This window comes from Pseudomonas sp. ASL3, from assembly GCF_056680425.1.
Genome location: NZ_CM155281.1, coordinates 1,847,859 through 1,866,106, shown reverse-complemented (window position 1 = coordinate 1,866,106; position 18,248 = coordinate 1,847,859). Strand labels below are relative to the sequence as shown.

The 18,248-nt window shown below is 55.5% G+C and carries 19 protein-coding genes, 1 tRNA gene and 3 pseudogenes; 9 read left to right on the top strand and 14 right to left on the bottom strand.

Going from position 1 to position 18,248, the window contains the following annotated elements; translation table 11 throughout:
* Positions 1-44: 44 nt before the first annotated feature.
* From AC1MEE_RS08480 to AC1MEE_RS08470, 3 genes and pseudogenes are all read right to left on the bottom strand, one after another.
* The gene (locus AC1MEE_RS08480) at positions 45-896 is read right to left on the bottom strand and encodes a transporter substrate-binding domain-containing protein (RefSeq protein WP_480414888.1); all 852 of its coding nucleotides are present in this window, start codon (positions 894-896) and stop codon (positions 45-47) included.
* A gap of 302 nt (positions 897-1,198) precedes the next feature.
* Positions 1,199-1,405: pseudogene (locus tag AC1MEE_RS08475) on the bottom strand (c-type cytochrome); the annotation flags it as partial.
* A gap of 60 nt (positions 1,406-1,465) precedes the next feature.
* Positions 1,466-2,029: pseudogene (locus AC1MEE_RS08470) on the bottom strand (xanthine dehydrogenase family protein molybdopterin-binding subunit); the annotation flags it as partial.
* Positions 2,030-2,372: 343 nt separating this feature from the next.
* Between AC1MEE_RS08470 and AC1MEE_RS08465 the strand changes: the two are divergent.
* The 4 genes and pseudogenes from AC1MEE_RS08465 to AC1MEE_RS08450 all read left to right on the top strand — a co-directional run.
* Positions 2,373-2,612: a CopG family ribbon-helix-helix protein gene (locus AC1MEE_RS08465; protein ID WP_480414887.1), complete on the top strand. Its 240-nt coding sequence runs from the start codon at positions 2,373-2,375 to the stop codon at positions 2,610-2,612.
* A gap of 122 nt (positions 2,613-2,734) precedes the next feature.
* Positions 2,735-2,983 carry a CopG family ribbon-helix-helix protein gene (locus AC1MEE_RS08460; protein ID WP_480414886.1) on the top strand — a complete coding sequence of 83 codons (249 nt, stop codon included), beginning with the start codon at positions 2,735-2,737 and terminating at the stop codon, positions 2,981-2,983.
* Positions 2,961-3,251, top strand: a complete 291-nt coding sequence (locus AC1MEE_RS08455; RefSeq protein WP_480414885.1) for a type II toxin-antitoxin system RelE/ParE family toxin — start codon at positions 2,961-2,963, stop codon at positions 3,249-3,251. The genes AC1MEE_RS08460 and AC1MEE_RS08455 overlap by 23 nt, the downstream gene beginning before the upstream one ends.
* Positions 3,252-3,264: 13 nt before the next feature.
* Positions 3,265-3,510 (top strand): annotated as a pseudogene (locus tag AC1MEE_RS08450) (site-specific integrase); the annotation flags it as partial.
* 244 nt (positions 3,511-3,754) lie between these two features.
* Here AC1MEE_RS08450 and AC1MEE_RS08445 read toward each other — a convergent pair.
* Positions 3,755-3,973, bottom strand: coding sequence for a hypothetical protein (locus AC1MEE_RS08445; RefSeq protein ID WP_480414884.1), 219 nt, complete (start codon positions 3,971-3,973; stop codon positions 3,755-3,757).
* A 257-nt stretch (positions 3,974-4,230) separates the two neighbouring features.
* On the opposite strand from AC1MEE_RS08445, the gene AC1MEE_RS08440 reads away from it, so the two are divergent.
* Positions 4,231-4,470: a hypothetical protein gene (locus AC1MEE_RS08440; protein ID WP_480414883.1), complete on the top strand. Its 240-nt coding sequence runs from the start codon at positions 4,231-4,233 to the stop codon at positions 4,468-4,470.
* 251 nt (positions 4,471-4,721) lie between these two features.
* Positions 4,722-5,261: a hypothetical protein gene (locus tag AC1MEE_RS08435; protein WP_480414882.1), complete on the top strand. Its 540-nt coding sequence runs from the start codon at positions 4,722-4,724 to the stop codon at positions 5,259-5,261.
* A gap of 60 nt (positions 5,262-5,321) precedes the next feature.
* On the opposite strand, the gene AC1MEE_RS08430 is transcribed toward AC1MEE_RS08435, so the two are convergent.
* From AC1MEE_RS08430 to AC1MEE_RS08415, 4 genes are all read right to left on the bottom strand, one after another.
* Entirely contained in the window at positions 5,322-5,624 is a 303-nt protein-coding gene (locus AC1MEE_RS08430; protein WP_480414881.1) for an addiction module antidote protein, read from the bottom strand.
* Positions 5,621-5,944, bottom strand: coding sequence for a type II toxin-antitoxin system RelE/ParE family toxin (locus AC1MEE_RS08425; RefSeq protein WP_480414880.1), 324 nt, complete (start codon positions 5,942-5,944; stop codon positions 5,621-5,623). Before AC1MEE_RS08425 ends, AC1MEE_RS08430 begins: the two co-directional genes overlap by 4 nt.
* 206 nt (positions 5,945-6,150) lie before the next feature.
* Entirely contained in the window at positions 6,151-6,672 is a 522-nt protein-coding gene (locus tag AC1MEE_RS08420; protein WP_480414879.1) for a DUF2514 domain-containing protein, read from the bottom strand.
* Positions 6,669-7,094 carry a cell wall hydrolase gene (locus AC1MEE_RS08415; protein WP_480414878.1) on the bottom strand — a complete coding sequence of 142 codons (426 nt, stop codon included), beginning with the start codon at positions 7,092-7,094 and terminating at the stop codon, positions 6,669-6,671. Before AC1MEE_RS08415 ends, AC1MEE_RS08420 begins: the two co-directional genes overlap by 4 nt.
* A 147-nt stretch (positions 7,095-7,241) precedes the next feature.
* Here AC1MEE_RS08415 and AC1MEE_RS08410 point away from each other — a divergent pair, with 147 nt between their 5' ends.
* Positions 7,242-8,303 (top strand): OB-fold protein, encoded by a 1,062-nt coding sequence (locus tag AC1MEE_RS08410; protein WP_480414876.1) that lies wholly within the window; start codon positions 7,242-7,244, stop codon positions 8,301-8,303.
* A 50-nt stretch (positions 8,304-8,353) separates the two neighbouring features.
* Here AC1MEE_RS08410 and AC1MEE_RS08405 read toward each other — a convergent pair whose 3' ends face one another.
* The 6 genes from AC1MEE_RS08405 to AC1MEE_RS08380 all read right to left on the bottom strand — a co-directional run bounded on the left by AC1MEE_RS08405 (position 8,354) and on the right by AC1MEE_RS08380 (position 15,509).
* A complete protein-coding gene (locus tag AC1MEE_RS08405; protein ID WP_480414875.1) occupies positions 8,354-8,908 on the bottom strand; it encodes a BrnA antitoxin family protein in 555 nt (184 codons plus the stop codon).
* Positions 8,909-9,262: 354 nt separating this feature from the next.
* Positions 9,263-9,336: transfer RNA gene (locus AC1MEE_RS08400), tRNA-Cys, on the bottom strand.
* A 259-nt stretch (positions 9,337-9,595) separates the two neighbouring features.
* A complete protein-coding gene (locus AC1MEE_RS08395) occupies positions 9,596-10,495 on the bottom strand; it encodes a polysaccharide deacetylase family protein (protein WP_480414874.1) in 900 nt (299 codons plus the stop codon).
* Between the two features lie 159 nt (positions 10,496-10,654).
* Entirely contained in the window at positions 10,655-12,061 is a 1,407-nt protein-coding gene (locus AC1MEE_RS08390; RefSeq protein WP_480414873.1) for an aminotransferase-like domain-containing protein, read from the bottom strand.
* 112 nt (positions 12,062-12,173) lie between these two features.
* Positions 12,174-13,670: a hypothetical protein gene (locus AC1MEE_RS08385; protein WP_480414872.1), complete on the bottom strand. Its 1,497-nt coding sequence runs from the start codon at positions 13,668-13,670 to the stop codon at positions 12,174-12,176.
* An 816-nt stretch (positions 13,671-14,486) separates the two neighbouring features.
* Entirely contained in the window at positions 14,487-15,509 is a 1,023-nt protein-coding gene (locus tag AC1MEE_RS08380; protein ID WP_480414871.1) for a zinc-dependent alcohol dehydrogenase family protein, read from the bottom strand.
* A 451-nt stretch (positions 15,510-15,960) separates the two neighbouring features.
* Between AC1MEE_RS08380 and AC1MEE_RS08375 the strand changes: the two genes are divergently transcribed.
* Together AC1MEE_RS08375 and mexE are read left to right on the top strand one after the other, a co-directional pair.
* The gene (locus AC1MEE_RS08375; protein WP_480414870.1) at positions 15,961-16,878 is read left to right on the top strand and encodes a LysR family transcriptional regulator; all 918 of its coding nucleotides are present in this window, start codon (positions 15,961-15,963) and stop codon (positions 16,876-16,878) included.
* A gap of 119 nt (positions 16,879-16,997) precedes the next feature.
* The gene (gene mexE / locus AC1MEE_RS08370; RefSeq protein ID WP_480414869.1) at positions 16,998-18,239 is read left to right on the top strand and encodes a multidrug efflux RND transporter periplasmic adaptor subunit MexE; all 1,242 of its coding nucleotides are present in this window, start codon (positions 16,998-17,000) and stop codon (positions 18,237-18,239) included.
* Positions 18,240-18,248 lie beyond the last annotated feature (9 nt).

Sequence of the window (18,248 nt, the reverse complement as noted above, 5' to 3'; positions counted from 1 at the left end):
TACCTTGAACAGGGCAGCCACAACACTGCCCCGCTCTCACCGAGTCATTTAAATTCGACAGGGAAACCAATTTCAGGGGTCGGCAGATCTACACCGAACCATTGTTTGAACGACGCGGCATAGGTCGGGAACTCGACGCCGGTCATGGCTTCATGCAACACGGTATTGACGAAGTTCAGCCAGTCCTGATCGCCACGTTTGACCGCACAAGCATAAGTCTGCGGGCTCCAGGCGAAAGCCGGGGTGCGATAGCGGCCAGGGTTCTGCACCATCAGGTATTTCACCGAGGACTGATCGGTAGCGGCGGCATCGGCGCGGCCGGAGTTGATGGCCTGATACATCAAGTCAACGCTGTCGTACTGATCGACCTTGGCTTTTGGCAACGCCTGATGCACCAGTTCTTCGGCGTATACGTTCTGCAACACGGCCACGGTCACGCCATCGCCTGCTGCTCTCAAATCGTCGATTTCCTTGTACTTGCTGTTGGTCGGCAGCAACAGCGCCACGCCCTCGCGGTAGTACGGCAGCGTGAACGCCACTTGCTGAGCGCGGCTGGCGGTAACGGTGATGAACTGGCAGCTCATGTCGACCTTGTCGGTGAGCAGGTTGGGAATCCGCGCATCGGAAGACTGCTCCACGAACTCGACCTTGCTCGGGTCATTGAACAACCCCTTGGCGACCAGACGAGCAATGTCGATATCGAAGCCCTGCAACTTCCCGTCCGCACCCTTGAAATGCCAAGGCGCATTGGTGCTGCCCGTACCCACTACCAGATGACCACGCTTCAACACACTGTCGAGCTTGCTGGCGTCCGCCGCCTGCACCGAATTAACCAGCGTGGCCGTAGCCGCAAGAACAAACGCACAAGCTTTCAAAAAGGAAGGTCCGCGATGCATGACATGAACTCCGCCGTGATTTAAATTCCGCTATAGCGGAACAAGGTATGTAACAACGGAATAGAGAGCAGAAAGTGTGCCATAGAACCCAGCAGGAAAAAACGCGCGGGGAAAAGTGTTTGGGATCAATAAGGTAGCGCGGGAAGAATGTTTTTCGGGGGCTGAGGCCCCGAGAAAGAGCCCGCTACCGTTCGCCACAGGGCTGGGTACCAAGGCCCCAATCGAGGGCGGGCGTGCTTCAGAAGTGCGCGTTTCACTGCATATCAGTGCGCCTTGCGCTCAGCCGGAACATCGGCCTTCAATTACTCCACCTGGCTGATCGCCAACTCGCCCGGTTGACCGCCCCAGGTCTGGCGCAGGTAGTTGAGCAGATCGGCCAGTTGCTGGTTGCTGAGCTTGTCGGCGAAGCCCGGCATCGGCTGCATGCGTTCGAAACCGGCGAACTTTTGCTCGCCAATGCCATCCTCGATCACCCACAACAGGTTGCGCGGGTCTTCGAGGCGCAAGGAAACCGGCGCTATTCATTTGCGCCTTCTTCACGCTCGGTGCGCCGTCGCCATATTTGACCGCGCTGCGGGCTCGACGGACGGCGTTTTGTAGCGCTCATCGAAGACCAGCCAACCCTCTGGCGGGTTTTCCAGTTGCTGCTTCATACGATCAGCATAAAACAGGCTGCGCTCCGTCAGATTGCCATGCAGGTTGGGCTGGGCGTTCCATACCGGACGACGCTCGCGGATCATCGGGAAAAGGATTGAGTCTTTCAGGCTGGCGAACTCGTCCTCGTCTGCCGAGGTCGGGCCTGCGACCCGCACATAGCGGAAGCTACCGTAAGGGTCACGCTCGTAGTACGCCACCTTGGCACCGTAGCGGATGGCCTTGTCATTGAACTTGAGCCTCGCCTTGGCCTGACGGAAGCGCTCAAAATCGTTCCAGATCAGGATCGCGACTGGATGCCCAATGAACATCGGCACTTTGCCGGTTGGCAGCAGCGGATCGGGCGCGTGATCTGGCGGGAAGACGATACCGTCCTTGTCCAGATCTTCGGCGGTGACGATGCGATCGGGCTGTAACTCTGCACCCAACAAGGACTGGTCATACCCCTCGTAAATGCGGTCGGCACGAATGGCTTTCACTGACACCAGCAATCAACCCGCCCTGAAGGAAGGAGCGCCGGGATATATCACGGTTGGACATGGAGTGTCCTCTGGACGGTTATGTACTGGACAACCTTAGGTCATACAGAAACCCTTCCTGGCAATGCGCAGGGCAGATAGACAGAATATAGTTGACCAAAGGGTTAACTTTATAGATTTATCCGCTCTCGCAAAGTAATAGCAGACTGTCAAATACCGGGTACAGCAGGTTTTAGGCTTGGCCCCATGCAGACATCGAAATGATTCGCAACAACCTGCTAACGCATTTGAGGGTATGACATACGTAGTATGTGCAATACACAACACTACACAGGGGGTCTCGATGTCCGTTATGTCTCTGCGTCTGCCTGACGAAATGGCAGACACCCTCACCAGCCTTGCTAAAGCCACCGGGCGCACAAAGTCATTCCTCGCCATCAGTGCGTTGCAAGAGTATTTGACCCGCGAAACCTGGCAAATTGCCGACCTGCAGTGTGCCGTCGAAGAAGCCGATGCCGGGGACTTTGCCACGGATGGCGAAGTAAAAGCGGTCATGGATAAGTGGAAAGCGAATGCGAGTTGAGTGACTAAAAACTGCCAAATACTCCCCATCTATTACACCAGATGTTTGCATTATAATCAGCGCTTGGTATACATTTCACCTTATCGTATACAACGTATACGGCATCACCTGAGGAAGATATTATGGCTTCGCCTGTTTTGTCATTCCGCGTTGAGGATGTGTTGGTAGAAAAGCTTGATCAACTGGCCCTGGCTACTGATCGTGATCGTCAATATCATCTCAAACGCGCATTGGCTCGTTATGTTGAGTCTGAATCCTGGCACGTCAAAGCCATCGCCGAAGGTATGGCTGATGTCGAGGCTGGCAGGATGACTGATCTGGAAGCCGTCAAAGCCAAGTGGGTAAAGCGTGCCGCAAATCGAACTGACTGAAAAAGCACAAAGCGACCTGGAGGCGATTCATGAACACTATGCATCGCACTCAGGCAGCCGAAGAGCTGACTCTGTTATCGCGGACATTTTTGAATCCATCGAACAGCTGAAAACCTTCAAGGGAATGGGCCGCCCCTCTCAGGCGCCTGACGTCCGCGAACTGGTTTTAACCCGTCACCCCTTCATCGTCGCTTACCATGTCGCTCACGAAACGGTCTCAATTGTGCGCATTCTTCCTGAGCGCAATGAGCGTAACCGCGACTGGTAACGTTTCCTCGTAATGGGGGCCAACGCTCACCGAGCTGAAAATCCGCTAACGGCCGCCATACAACTGTCGTCACACCTATGCGACAATATGCTCAATGTCCGGCATGAATCCCGCATTCATCTCTCAGCAGCTTGGCCACAGCGTCCAAATGTTGCTGTCGACCTATGCGCGCTGGATCAACTCAAGCTCTGACTGGGACGAGCTGAACAAGCTCGATTTAGGTACTCAATGGGTACCAGAGAAATCCAGTCAATCCTAAGCTATTGAAAGGTAAGGTAATTGATCTCCACAGCTAACATCACCATGCGATTAATTTCGCAGATGGCAGCATGCTCAAGGGCCTATTTTGCTGGGCCAAACCCCTCCCCAGCTCTCTCTGGCATGCAGTAAAAAGCACCCATTGGCCCAAAAATTGGCCCAAGAAACTCCCTCTCCGGCGTCCTGCCGACCTAACATAATCCCCACTTCATGCGGTCCTCCGCACCGATCACCGAGTAGATTACTTATCTGGAAATAGTCGAGCCAATTACCTTGGCATAGGCGTTTAGCGCTTTGGCCCGTTGATCAACATCGCCGGCACAGCCGTGCATATCTCGAGCATCTTTTTCATAGCAAGCAAATACATCTGCCTCAAGCTGAGGCTCCGACTCCATCATCCGATATACAATCGGGCCAACTACAATGGGAGTCACCATTAGCAAACACAACGAAATCACCTTCATCCTTGCTCTCCTCGACAAAATTGATGGCACAATGATATTTAGACCGTATCAGAACATCGTCACGTACCCTATTCAACTCTGTCGGCACAGGAGTGCGTATTCTTGAAGCGCTCTCAGGGCTGCTTGGCCTGCAATGATGCCGGCGCGACTACCCGACCATGGCGATTTGCCTTATATTTCGGCACGCGACACGTTTTGCGAAGGCGGCGTGAGCCCCGGGGTGATCTGGCGCGGCGGGGATTTGTAGGGAGATAACTATGTCACTCACCGAACCGAATCATCAACTCAGGTGCGATCTGACGGCGGCGTCCTTTGTCCTGCACAAGTCGTCCCTTGATTTGTTCAGGGCGGCAAAGAGACTGATGAGGTCTGGCGATGAGCTTGGAGCTGAAGAGCTCATGAGAATTGCACTGAGCTACTTAGAGACCGAGGACAAGCTCAAGGCTTATTCGGATGAGGTGATGGCCGGACGCATCAGTCGGGGCGCTCCCAAATAAGTGGGACGGCTGGGATTTGTAGGTATGTACGCCGATGGCAACTGCCAAATGGCGAGCAGCGACTATTCAAAAATGGAATTACACTCGAATGACTGATAAGCCAAAAACCCCTCCGCGCCCCACCCCGCAACCTGCCCCGACTCCGAATCAAAGGCCTGCTCAAGATGGCTGGCCTACAAAGGATCACGGTCGAGGGGGTGCCATCTCGGAAAGCCGACCTATTCCGCCGCTGCCTCGTCGAGATCCTTGATATGAATGAAGCCGACAAGCAAGAAACTGAAGTCCATGAGTTAGGATTTTACGTTCAGCGCAATATTCGTTATCACATGCGAAGAGGAGCTTTTTTTCTTCGCTGGGGTAGGTTTACTGCTTTTGTTGGCGTCATTTTCGGATCGGCTGCGGTTACATCTCTAGTCGCCAGCTCAAATTCATATTTTGTAGGCGGCGCGGCTCTTGTCGTGACCTTGGCTTCGGCGATCGACCTGGTAGTTGGCACGGGTCAGCGAGCATGGCTACACAATGATCTCCGTAAGCGCTATCTGGACATTGAGGCTGAGATGCTTGCTGAGGATCAACAGACCTTGACGTCGAAGATTCGCCAATACAAAAGTCGGATACGCCGAATTGAGGCTGATGAGCCGCCGACCCTCCCTGCGTTAGAGGTACTTGCGAGGAATGATGTCATAAGGTCCACGTACCCAAAAGACCAGGCAGATCAGTATGTGAGTAAGCTCGGGTGGTTTAAGCGTACCTCTGCCCAATGGTTTGACTGGGACACTTCTAACGCCTAAACAGATTTATGCTCACCCAAGCCCGGCCCAGCGCCGGGCTTTTCGTATCCGCGCATCGCATCAGGCAATAGCAGCAAACGTCAGGCCGGTAGCATGTACGACCTGGCGCATCGTACGCAGCGTTGGGTTGCCCTTTGGAGAGAGTGCACGGTAAAGGCTTTCGCGCGACAAGCCTGCCTTCTCGGCAATCTCGGCCATGCCACCACGCGCCTCTACCACATGACGCAGAGCGCCTAGAAAGGCAACCTCGCCACCCTCCTCGTCCAGCTCCTCAAATGCTACCCGCAGATACTCCACGGCAAACTCCGGGTCGTTGCGGATCATATCGATAACGCTCTGATCGTGGCTGCGTGATCTGTTCATGGCTTTCTCCGCTGGTAGTCGCTCCAGCACTCTATGGCTTTTTCGATATCAGCTTGCTGCTGGCGCTTGTCGCCGCCCAGTAACAACAAGACCAATTGCTTGCCCGCCTGCGCGTAATAGACTCGATAGCCCGGGCCTTGATCTATGCGCAGCTCCCATACGCCATCGCCAACCGGCTTGCAATCACCAAAGGCTCCAGCTGCCATGCGGTTGATGCGCATGGTGATCCTTGCCTTTGCAGTTCTATCCTTTAGGCGATCCAGCCATTCCTGGTAAAGATCCCTGCCTGTTTCGCTCAGGTAGTGGGCAATTTCATTCATGGGCTGATTGTAGCTTTTAAGCTACTGATGCGCAACGACCTGCCTGACCTGATCCATGAGCCCGCCACTGAGCGCAATGCCGTTCACTTAAGGAATAATGCCGCTTATCCCGACATGGAGATAGCGACGTTTCCCTTGGCTTTCGCCGTAGGTTGATAGGCAAAAACTACCTGTCTAACGGGTATTGAGCCCAGCGCTGGGCTTTTTCATTCCGCCGAACCGCCCCGCAATTCATCATAAGCAGCTTCACACGCCAGCCCATTCACTCGGGCAGTATCAGCGACCGCTGCCAATTCCCGATTTCGCTGGACAGATTTGTCGAGCAAGACGGCGAGCAGATTGCCGGGGTTGCTTGCTGGCGAGCTGCATCCGGCAACTGCGGGATCGCTGCCGGCGTGACTGGCGGCGAGTAGGAGGTCTGACACTCGCTGGCGCAGCCCGTCAGCAGCAGCATTGGCAGTAGCAGCATCGCCGCGCGCTTGTTCAAGTTTTTGAGTTGCATCGCGCTGCACCTTCTCTCCGGATTGTTGGCGTTGTTGTTCCAGGGTTCGGGCGGCCGCCTCGGCATCAGTGCGAGTCTGGGCGTCATCGGCATTGCGCTTATCCCACTTCGCCTGCCACTCGGCGTTGGCCAGGGTCTCGCCGTGGTGGTAGGCGCCGAACAGTACGCCGCAGGCCAGGGTGATCAGTAGCAGGATGGAGCCTGCCTTTATATAGAGGGATTTCACTGCACATCCTTAAAGAAAATGTGATGCCCCAGCTTCAGGGTCTGCTTGGCCTTCACTGACCACGCCGGAGCCCTGGGCATGGTCGTGGCGTAGTAGTGAGTCGCACCGCCAGTTGGATCTAGAGCGCGGCCCTCGATCACTGCCGATACAGCGCGCTGAGCGATTGCGAACTCGCCGGCCGGGATCGGCTTGACGCCACTGAGAAACGGGAAGTTAGGATCCTTCTTGTTCCAACAGCTGAACTGATACGGCGCCTGACACACACCGGCATAACCTTCACCCCACCAGGACTTGTCCTTGCCGTCGTTCACCCGGTTACGGATCGTCCAAGCGACGGCAATCATTCCAGCCAGGGTTTCACCACGCGCCTCCCCCCAAAGGGTCCGGGCGAGTACGTCTTTGTCGCGGTCAGTAACGGTCATGATTTTCTCCAGACGAAAAAACCCGCGATCGGCGGGCGGCGAAAGTTCGAAGGGGATGGGTCCTGCGTGAAATCGAGTGTTTTCCTACATACAGAATGAATTGATCTTATTTACTTTGGCGGCGTCAAAAACAAACAAGGATGAAACATGAAATTATCTAGAATCGTGGGATGGGTATTTTTCTCCCTGCTTGGGCTTATAACTGTCGCAACATTTGGCACGTCCATCACAGGCAGCGTGATCATGCTGATTGGCACCGCATTGATATGCCCCGCCATGTGGGACGTAATTACGAAATTTACCGGCAAAAAAATACACGGCGGACTCTCTGGCGCTGTCGCTCTTGTGGCGTTCTATGTCGGCATCAGCACCATCGGCGGAACCTCCAAGAAAGAAGCTTCCGACGCAGGCTTTTCGAATACACAAGACCATCAAGCAGCACAATCGCTTGGGCTAAATGCCGCGCAGTACGAAGCCGTAAAGCCGAAGCCGCCCGAACCAGTCAGGCCGGAAGTATTCAATTTTGTCCGATACATGCTTGAAGAGGATTATTTGGCATCGATCCAGGGTGGTGACGCGGTTTTAAGCCGCCTGTCGGTAGTTGCTCCCATTAGCAAAATATCCAGCGCCAAGCTTGCAAAGGACTATGAGGAGAACGAATACAATGCAGATGAGTCATACAAAAATAAAAAAATCATCCTGACGGGTAAAGTCAAAAACATTCGAAAAGACTTTGCTGACGATGTAGTAATCACTCTTCCTGGAGTAAACATGTTCCTCGATGTGCAAGCTGAACTTCAGAAAAGTTCTAGAAGTTATGCAGGCTTGCTCTCAAAAGGAAAACCAGTAGAGCTCTATTGCCGAGTTAAAGGCTCAGTCGTCGGCATGGTTCATGCTGATCAGTGCGAAGCCGCCGACTTCGCGGGCGCAGCTCAAAAATTCGCACAAACCGAAACGGACAAACTTGCCAACTGGCTGCGCAACGGTGGAAAACACAACTTCAAAAACAATGAGGTTGCGAAAACGTTTTTGATGCTCTACGTAATGGGTACCAAAATGCCCGAGGGAGGATCTTGCCTTGTTGCGGGCTCAACAGTTGAATCCTGTGCCAAAGAATTAAGTAAGGCGACACCCAGCAAGGATGTAGTCAAGAACGATATGAATAATTGGATCGATTGGCTTGGCCTGCCCTCGATAGCCGACCTATAACATACTCGCCCCGCACACGCGGGGCTTTCTATTTAGGCCTTACGCTTTATTCAGCGCGGGTGCTCTGTAACATATTCTTTGAGCGCCTGATCATGCCGTGTTTGCCAGCCGCTGCCACCTGCCTTGAAGTAGTCGACCACCTCGGGCGACAGTCGTAACGAAACTCGCTCTTTAACCGGTGCCTTCTGTGGGCCGCGCTCACCACGACGGCGCACTATTGCCTGGTCGAAAAAAGCGTCTACGGCTACCGGATCATTCAGATCGTAAAGCTCATCGGCGCCATGCTTTACCGGCTTGTCGGCAGCGGCTTCGCGCTTAACGCGCTCCCAATCAGTCTTGCTGGAGGCTTGCATAGCGTTTCCTCTCCTGTTTCGATGCTCGACGTAGCGAGATAGCCCGAACGTCCTGGCCGCGCTCCACGTACACCAGCACGAGAACCACGCCCACAACCTCAGCCATCGCCACGTCCATAGTCGATCTTCATCCTGGCGAGGCGAGCAAAACGTAATCTTGTTCGGCGCGTCGTACACCAGGCCGGCATCTGCCAGGTCCAACCCATGCTTGACGAGATTGGATTGGCGCTTGGTTTCGTCATAGATGATCATGGCTTTAATCGTATGCACAAAAAATAAACAGACAAGGCTATTGACGTTCCACCTATCGGGGCTTGTCTTTCGCCCGCCGCTTCAAATTCAGCGATCGGGTTTGGTCGCCCGGATAACTAGGCGCACAGCGCCGCGAAAGCGGTTTTTTTGTGTTCGCGCTTTAGCGATGCAAGCCGTCTTCTGGGCCACTCAAAAGAGGAGATCACGGAGCGAGTCTATCGGCGAATCGGAGCGACCGCCAAACCCTCAAAATAGAAAAGCTTCGGAACTCTCGGCCAAAAGTTTCGGAACTCCCGCACTTTTCGGCGGGCAAGAAAAAACCCCGCAGACGTTAATCTGCGGGGTTTTCAATGATGGAGGCCGAGGTCGGAATCGAACCGGCGTAGGCGGATTTGCAATCCGCAGCATAACCATTTTGCTACTCGGCCCCAAACGTCCAACATCGATACAACTGACATTGAACGCGTAAAAAATGGAGCGGGAACGCAAGCAAAGCTAACGACCCAACCCTTTGATCCCACAAGCCGCTTGAACCCAAGCGCCTGAGCTGATGGGCGGCATTATGGACAAGAAGATTGACCTTGGCAACCCCCTGAATTCTAAAAGATTTAACCCGCGCGTGCGCGTGCACGACATCGAATAGGCCAATAGAGCCAATGTTTACCCTGCCGCCATACGTTTTAAACCTTAATCCGAATTGCCATTCCACAACCAGTTCCAGACCCCAGGCAAATGGACAGGCTCGGCACTATCTCTGACAGTGCGGGCCATGACGGCACGCTGCAACTCTGATCGATCGTCGTAAAAAGGCTTGGCGGCTGTTGCCAGGCCCGTCTCGCGCGCACTGTCGAGCAGGATCTGCAGGTATTCCTGCATATGCCAGGATGTGTAGCGATTGAGGTCGTGAAAAGTCACCACCACCGGAATAGCGGCATCGACCGCCGGCAGCTCTCCAGCGGCGATCCGCTCGCGTACCTCGGATAATTGCCTCAGCATGTTGGAACGTCTGCGCAGACTGAAATTGTAGCCCCATATCTTGCCGTCATTCGCGCTCAGATCGGTCAACAAAACATGCATGCCATGCTGCTGATACGCGGCGAAGGTGCGCTTATCGTAATTCCAGAATGGCGGGCGCACCAACGTCGGTGCTGCTCCTGTGATCGCCGCAATGTCCGCGCTGCCTTCGGTGAGCGACTGTTCCAGTTTTTCCGGGCTGAGAGAACGATGATTGGTATGCCCCGGCGTGGCCGTGTGGAAGCCCAGCACATGGCCTTCGTCATTTTCACGGTGCATGATTTTCCGGCCCAGTTCGCTGCCGCCCGCCCCTGTCGCACGTGTCTGTACGAAAAAGACCGCCTTGATGCCCGGTTGCACCGGGTTATGGGCAAGATCATCGAGAACGGAGAGCGTCGGATTGGCAAACCCGGACGCGCTTGGACCGTCGTCAAAGGTCAGCAGAAAACGGATCGGGGGCTGCGAGCGCAAACGCTGCGCAGTCTGCGGCGTCATTTCGATCGGCTGGCTGATACAACCGAGGAGGCCGATTGCAATAGTGAGCGCTGATAAAACGGTGACGATCGGTTTCATGTTTTTTGCTTCAGCCCAGATGATGGCAAGTACAGACCATGATGAATTCAGGCAGATTCTGTTCCAGTCCTGGGACCTTCACCAGCGCATAGCAAAATAATTGGTTGAATCTCTTCGCGAATGGACCGGAATTGCGTCCGACTGACGCGGTATGTCCAGTTACAACCGCTCATGGCGTAGCGCGTCATCGAGCGTGTCCAGTGCGCTGCCGATGTCCTGATTCCAATCAAAGGTGAAGCTGATCCACAGGTTTTGCTGATGCAGGCCTTGCAGACTGAATATCTCACCGGGAGCAATAAAAATCCGTTGCTTTAGCAGACGGTCGAACACCCGGCGCATGTCCACCGGTCGAACGCACTCGGCCCAGATCGCAGCGCCACCACTGGGCAGGTTGAAGCGCAGGCTTTCCCTCGTACGCTCGTGCAGCAGATCGGCCAATGTCAGCATGCGATCCTCCAGCAGCCGACGCAGTCCGGTAATGTGCTGATCGATGCGTCCGGAGCTGTAGAGCCGTGCGATGGCTTTCTGGCGAATGGGTGGCAGGCAGAATGAGCGCACCAGAAAATGCCGTTGCAACTCTGCACTGAAATGCTTGCACAGCAGATACCCGTAAGGCGCTTCGGGCCCGATGATCTTGTCGAAAGCAGAAAACACCAACAACCGTTCGGGATCGATCCAGTCACGCAACCGACTCGCCGACGGCTCGAAGCAGAGTTCGCCATGGCTGTCATTTTCCAGAACCCAGATTCCGCCTTGATTCAGTAGATCAGCCAGTTGTTGGCGGTTCTGCGACGGCATCAAGCTGCCCTGTGCCGCACTCACGACCGAAGGCAGGACAGCCAGGCCTATGTCCTCCTCACGCAGCGTTTGCTCGAATCGGGACAGGTCAACGCAACCGTCGTTGTCGAGCGGCATCTCGATCACGCGGATATCAAACGATTGCAGCAAGCGCAGGATCGTCCAGGAACACGGTGACTCCACCAGTACCGTGCCGCCCCGAAGCGCCAGTGCATCGAGGACTACTTTCAACACCCCGCGCAAATCCGCCCCGACATAGACGTTGTCCGGATGCCAGTAATGCTGTGTACACCGGGTGTACCGGGCGGCAAGGACAGTACGCAGCTCAAGTTCGCCAAAAGGCTGGAATCGCGGATTGGGTTGACGCGGGTAATGACGAATCAGTTCGCGCTCGAGCATCAGCAACGAACTCTCCAGCGACAACAGCATCGTCGGCTCATCATGACTAAGCACGAACATGCCGGGGCGTCGGGCATTGGCGTAGAGTGTTTCGAGCAAGTCCTCACTATTGCCGGGTATCTGGCCGCTGGGGTCTGGCAGCGGGAGACATGGCAACGTGAAATAACCTGATTTGGGTATGGAACAGACCTTGCCTTCTTTTTCCAGCAAGCAATAGGCGTACTGAACGGTCGATATGGACACTTTCAAACGCTGTGCCAAGTGCCGCAATGAAGGTAGCTTTGTCGTTGAACCGCTTTGCACTTCGTCGATCAGGCGGTTGAGATAGCGGTACACCGCCTGATACGCGAAATTGGTGGTGTCTTTCATTAGCTGTAACCCATCCATGCGTGCCGCCGGGCGTTGTTCCCGACCAGGGGAGGCTGGCCCATGACTGTTGCCGATCAATCTCCGGCAACAGTCATGGGCATGAGGATTACGCTCAGCGCCCAGATACGATTTCAGCCATGGCCTCACCCGTTGTGGGGTCGACAGTCATGATGCGGCGCTTGTCCGGATCGCTGGCACGAACCTTGGCGATCAGCGACGTCTGATCGGCGAAATCCACCCTTTTTTTGCGGTAAAGGTTTTGCAACCCGACCTTGTTCAAGCCACTGATATCGATCAGCCATTGCATGACTTGTTCGGGGACTTGCAAACCCATCAATGCCTTGTGCAGATCAGGCAGTGCAACCAGCATTCCGGGATGGCAACGGCGCAGGAACGCTTCCAGGAAGTAGCCCGAGTCCACGAACGGGGCGAATAACAGGCACACCAATTGCGCTTCGTTCAAGCCGAACGCGTCCTGGGCGTAGGCCGTCGACAGGGCGCGGCGCGCTTCGATTTTTACAGTGGTGTCGTAGGCCGCCATGGCCTGGTCGATCAGGCGTTCGGGCATTTGTTTATTACGCATCAGCGCCTTTGCGAGCACCAGATACTCGGCAATCCCTTCCTGGTAGCTACGACCGCGCACATAGTGGGCCTGCAAGCCGCGCATATGGGCCATCAACATCGGGTTGGCACAATCAGACTCGCTGAAATTGAACGCAAGGTCATCGAACTGGAAACCAAGGAATTCGGTCAGCAAGGACCAGTGATCATCCGCCTTGCAACTGACCAGATCGAAAATGGTGATCACCGCCGGGACGATGGATTTGTTCGGGTAAGCGGGGATACGACCGGCAGGCTCGACGCCCTCTTCATACAGTTCGTGATAGTAAGCATGACCGACGCCGTTCAGGGTCTTGAGCACGCCATTGAAGCTCTGATTGCGCCAGTCTGCCCCAGGGAGTTCCAAACCCTGGGCCAGGCGCATAACCCACGCTGCATAGTGTTTTTGCTCCTTGCGTGAATCGCCGCTGACCATTGCGTCGATCCCGGTCCCCCAGCACGCGGCCCGGCCAAAGAAATCGGCCAACCCCAGGTAACAGCTATTGCAAAAGGTCGACCGGCCATCGCCGGCAGTCATGTGACCGGCCAATAACATATCCGAACGATTGTGCTCGCGACCCGCCGCCGAGAACGGCAAGTCGAAGCGAAAGGGTCGGACCTGCTTCTGGTCGACCATCAATACCTCCACGCGCGGGTCGTCATAGAGAAACAGCGCCGAATAACTGCGATGGATATTGCCCATCACTGCAGAGGTCATGCCCGCATGACGCATGGTGGCGATACGCAGATTGAAGGTCGCAGGTGACCTGCCGGCAATGCTCAACTGCGCTGCACGCATGAAGGCCACGGTATAGGCACTGTCCTTGCCGCCACCGAAGGCAATCATCACCTTGTAGCTGCCGATCCGCTCAATACCGCCAGCGGCCACGATCAGACGCTGGATCAGCAGTTGCAGCGCCGTTCGTTCGGCACGCGTGAAGTAACTGAGCAACCGCTGCAATACTTGCTGATAAACATAATTCATTGCCTGCTCATGAATGGAACTCATCGCGCGGCACCTGAAGGCAGATGGATTGCAAAAGCGTTATCTATAGAGGCCGCTAAAGGCCCGTCAACCACTCTACCGACTTGAGGTCGGTTATTTGATGGAGAGCTGGAAAAGTATTGTTGTTCGACCATGACTCATTCCTTGAGCAATAATTACCGACGTATTATCAGTATCTGCGGAATGATTACAAGGTACAGATATCGAACAAAAAGCGGCGCAGTTCTATGGCGCCACAAAATAAGAAACAACCAAAAAGTGCGTTTAATATTTATACCCGATGACATTTTTTATACGAAAAGATAAACCCATCGTCCCGCCTATGGAGCAGGATATGCGCCATAGGCGGTGCAGCCAACTACCCCGCCTTGCTGCACTGCCCGGGTGAATCAGTTGCTGACAGGTCGGTCCAGCCCATTCAGTCGCACACAGTGCCTGGCCCATTGGATAGCCGACTCTTTAAAGTCCGCATCCAGATCGAATGCGCGCTCGACGCCGCAGATTCAGTTCAAGTATTTAAACACCGCCGAACGATATGCCCGTACTTTAAACGCCGCCAGGCGAAGGGTTATTTAATCCTGTAGGAGGAATAAACCAGGGGATCGATATATAATCGCCTGCCCGGTCACCCCCAAGGAGCGAGGTCACTTTAATGGTTGTTGCGCTGGCTGTGAGCGCACAGCAAAAAGTCCTCCTGAATGATCGGAAGACTTGAACAAGACCGGTGATCAGGCCGAACGCGCGATGACTGAACGGTCGAACCTGGTTCGCAGGCGCCTGCCCAATGGCGCCGAGGGGACTGAAACTGAATATCTGTGCTTAGGCGGGCTCGACTAGCAACACAGCGCGACCGCCGGTTGGGCAACTGTCCATGTAGCGGTGAGCCTGGACGACATTATCGAAGGCAAATGTGCGCGTGGCCTGCGGCAGCAGTACCCGATCAGCCGTGAGCTGATTGATATCACGCAACGCACGTTGCAACGCTACTTCGTCCTGAGTGATGCCCAGCTCCGGCTTGCCGGTAAAGTTGCCCAGGCAATGCACGAAGAACTGGATGTTTTTCTGGAACGCAGCACATGCCGGGAATGGCGTCTGATTGCCGCCTTGCAGGCCGTAGAGTACGAGGCTGCCGCGCGGAGCCAGAACATCACCGAGAATTGACATCTGCGGGCCACCCAAACCATCGAGAACCACATCGACGCCGCGGTTATCGGTGTATTTGTTGACGGCCATCAACAGGTCTTGCTCTTCAGTGACAACGACCTTGTCAGCGCCCAGAGCCAGCAGGTCATCACGCTGTTCAACGGACTTGGTCGCGGCAATGACCTTTACGCCCAGTGCCTTGCCCAATTGCACGAATGCAGGGCCAGCACAGTGGCTGGCATCAGTTACCAAAGCGATCTGACCTGGCTTGATACGGGCCAGATCGACATAAGCAAAGTAGGCCACCAGCAATGGCGTGTAATGCACGCTCGCCTGGACCGGGGTCAGTATGTCCGGATAGCGGGTCAGGGCTGAGCGTGGCAGCACGATCAGTTCGCCGTAGACAGGATGCTCATTGGGGGAAGCCGCAGGGAAGCTGGCGACCTTGTCGCCCACCGCCAGATCATGAACGCCTTCGCCCACTGCTGACACCACACCGGCCATTTCATGACCCATGCCGGCAGGCAATCGAGCCTGTGAAGGTGCCAGATTCTGCCGCCAGAGAACGTCATACCAGCTGATGCCGATCGCTTCGACGCGCACTTGCACCTCACCGGCTGCAGGCTGCGCAGCAGGAGACTCCTCAATTTTGAGGACCTCGGCTGGACCAAACTGATGAAAACGGATCGTGCGGGACATTTCGAACCTCGCCTAATGAACCTTTAATGCCATGAACTCTATCCGGGCTTTTCCCCGAACACTATCAGTGGCTATTAATAGTCGACATGCCTGTCATTGATTCTGCTGCTTCTATCTGCTGCAAATCCGTCGGCAGACAACTGCCGGATATCCGGCTATTCAGGGTCGCCATTGTTCGCATCTCGGCGCGACATTGCAACCCGCCAACACACACCGGTCGCGCGGGTACCGCTCCGTTGGGTCGCCAATAGTCTCCAGCGTACGCCTGCGGTGGTTTTTTATCGCGTCCATCATTGATGTCGATGATTTATCGATGCAGAAAGCCACTGATTCCTCGTACTATTCACGTCGGCGATTTCTTATTCGAGCAGTTGTGCTTGAGCGGATAGATCGCAAGCCCCTGTGCTGGCATGGACCATCGCATCGACAAACGGCCCGAGATCATCTTTTTATGAATCGCAACGACCTGCGTCGCGTCGACCTCAACCTGCTAATCGTCTTCGAAACATTAATGCATGAGCGAAGCGTCACTCGTGCGGCAGAAAAGCTGTTCCTTGGTCAACCGGCGATCAGTGCGGCGCTCTCACGCCTGCGCAGCTTGTTCGATGATCCTTTATTCGTGCGCACCGGCCGCAGCATGGAGCCTACCGCCCGAGCGGTGGAAATCTTCGCCCTGCTCTCCCCGGCACTTGACTCGATTTCCACCGCCGTCAGCCGAGCGTCGGAATTCGACCCTGCAACCAGTACCTCCGTGTTTCGCATCGGTTTGTCCGACGAGGTGGAGTTCGCACTGCTGCCTTCGCTGCTCAAGCGGCTGCGCTCCGAAGCCCCCGGCATCGTGCTGGTGGTACGGCGCGTCAATTACATCCTGATGCCCCCCCTGCTCGCTTCCGGCGAAATCTCCATTGGCGTCAGCTACACCAGAGATCTGCCCGCCAATGCCAAACGCAAAGTGCTGCGCCGCAGCCAAGCAAAGCTGTTGCGCGCCGACACGGTGCCTGGCCCCCTCAGCCTTGATGATTTCTGCGCGCGCCCCCATGCGCTGGTGTCGTTCGCAGGTGATTTGAGCGGCTTTCTCGACGAGTACCTGGAACAGATCGGACGCAAGCGTCACGTCGTGTTGGCGGTGCCGCAATTCAACGGCCTGGCCACGCTGCTGGCCGGCACCGATATTGTGGCTACCGTCCCGGACTACGCGGCGGATGTGCTGACTGCCGCAGGCGGCGTACGCGCCGAAGATCTGCCCATTGAAACCCGCGCCTTCGAGCTGCACATGGCCTGGCGTGGATCTCAGGACAATGACCCCGGAGAACGCTGGTTGCGCTCGCGGATCCAGATGTTCTTTGGGGATCCGGATAGCCTGAGCTAGAGCCTCATTGGCGGTCTTATATCATTCCGAATGATATTCACCTTCGGCTCATTCGATTCGTGCAATACGACCTGCCAGAACAAAATCCACCAACTCAACAATTATTGGCGGATTTTCCCATGGCACAGTCATTCAACCATTTGCGCTATCCCCTTGCCGTGCTGGCCTTGATCGTGATCAGCGCCTGTGGTCGCGCCCCGGTAGCCACTGTGGCTCCGGCAGCGGCGAAAGTCAGCGTGGCCAAGGTACTGGAACAACCTGTCAATGAATGGGACGAGTTCACCGGGCGCCTGGAAGCCCCGGAAACTGTTGAAATCCGCCCACGGGTTTCTGGCCAGATCGACCAGGTCGCCTTCACCGAAGGTGCCTTGGTCAAGAAAGGCGACGTGCTGTTCCAGATCGACCCTCGCCCTTTCCAGGCTGAAGTCCGTCGCCTCGAAGCGCAACTGCAACAAGCTCGCGCCAACTCGACTCGCAGCGGTAACGAAGCCCAGCGCGGCCAGCGCCTGCTGACCAGCAACGCCATCTCCGCAGAACTCGCTGACTCGCGCAGCAGCGCCGCTCAAGAAGCCAAGGCTGGCGTCGATGCCATTCAGGCGCAGCTTGATCTGGCCCGCTTGAACCTGAGCTTTACCCACGTCACTTCACCGATCAGCGGCCGTGTCAGCCGAGCAGACATCACCGCCGGCAACATCGTTACCGCCGATGTCACGCCGCTGACCAGCGTCGTTTCCACCGACAAGGTGTACGCCTACTTCGATGCCGATGAGCGGGTTTATCTGAAATACACCGACCTGGCGCGCAAAGGTAAACGCGGTCAGACCACACCGGTATTCCTCGGCCTGTCCAATGAAAGCGACAACCCGCATCAAGGCCAGATGAACTTCGTCGACAACCAGGTCAACCCGAAAACCGGCACCATCCGTGGTCGTGCGGTCTTCGATAACACCGATGGTCAATTCACCCCCGGCCTGTACGCCCGCCTGAAACTGGTAGGCAGCGGTACTTACTCCGCTGTGCTGATCAACGATGAAGCGGTCGGCACGGATCTGGGCAAAAAATTCGTACTGGTCATGGGTGCTGACAACAAACCGGAATATCGCAGCGTGGAGCTGGGTCCTAAATTGGAAGGTTTGCGCATCGTGCGCAGCGGCCTGAACAAGGACGACGTCATCGTGGTCAAGGGCCTGCAACGGGTACGTCCTGGGCTACCTGTAGACCCGGAAACCACCCCGATGGCCAGCGCCGAGACCCTCGCCGCCCTGACCAAGCAACGTCAAGCTCTCGAAGCCAGCAATCTGCAGCAAGTCGAGCCCAGGCTTGCACCCAAACTGGCAAGCAATGCTTCACCTCGCGGCTAAGGGATAACT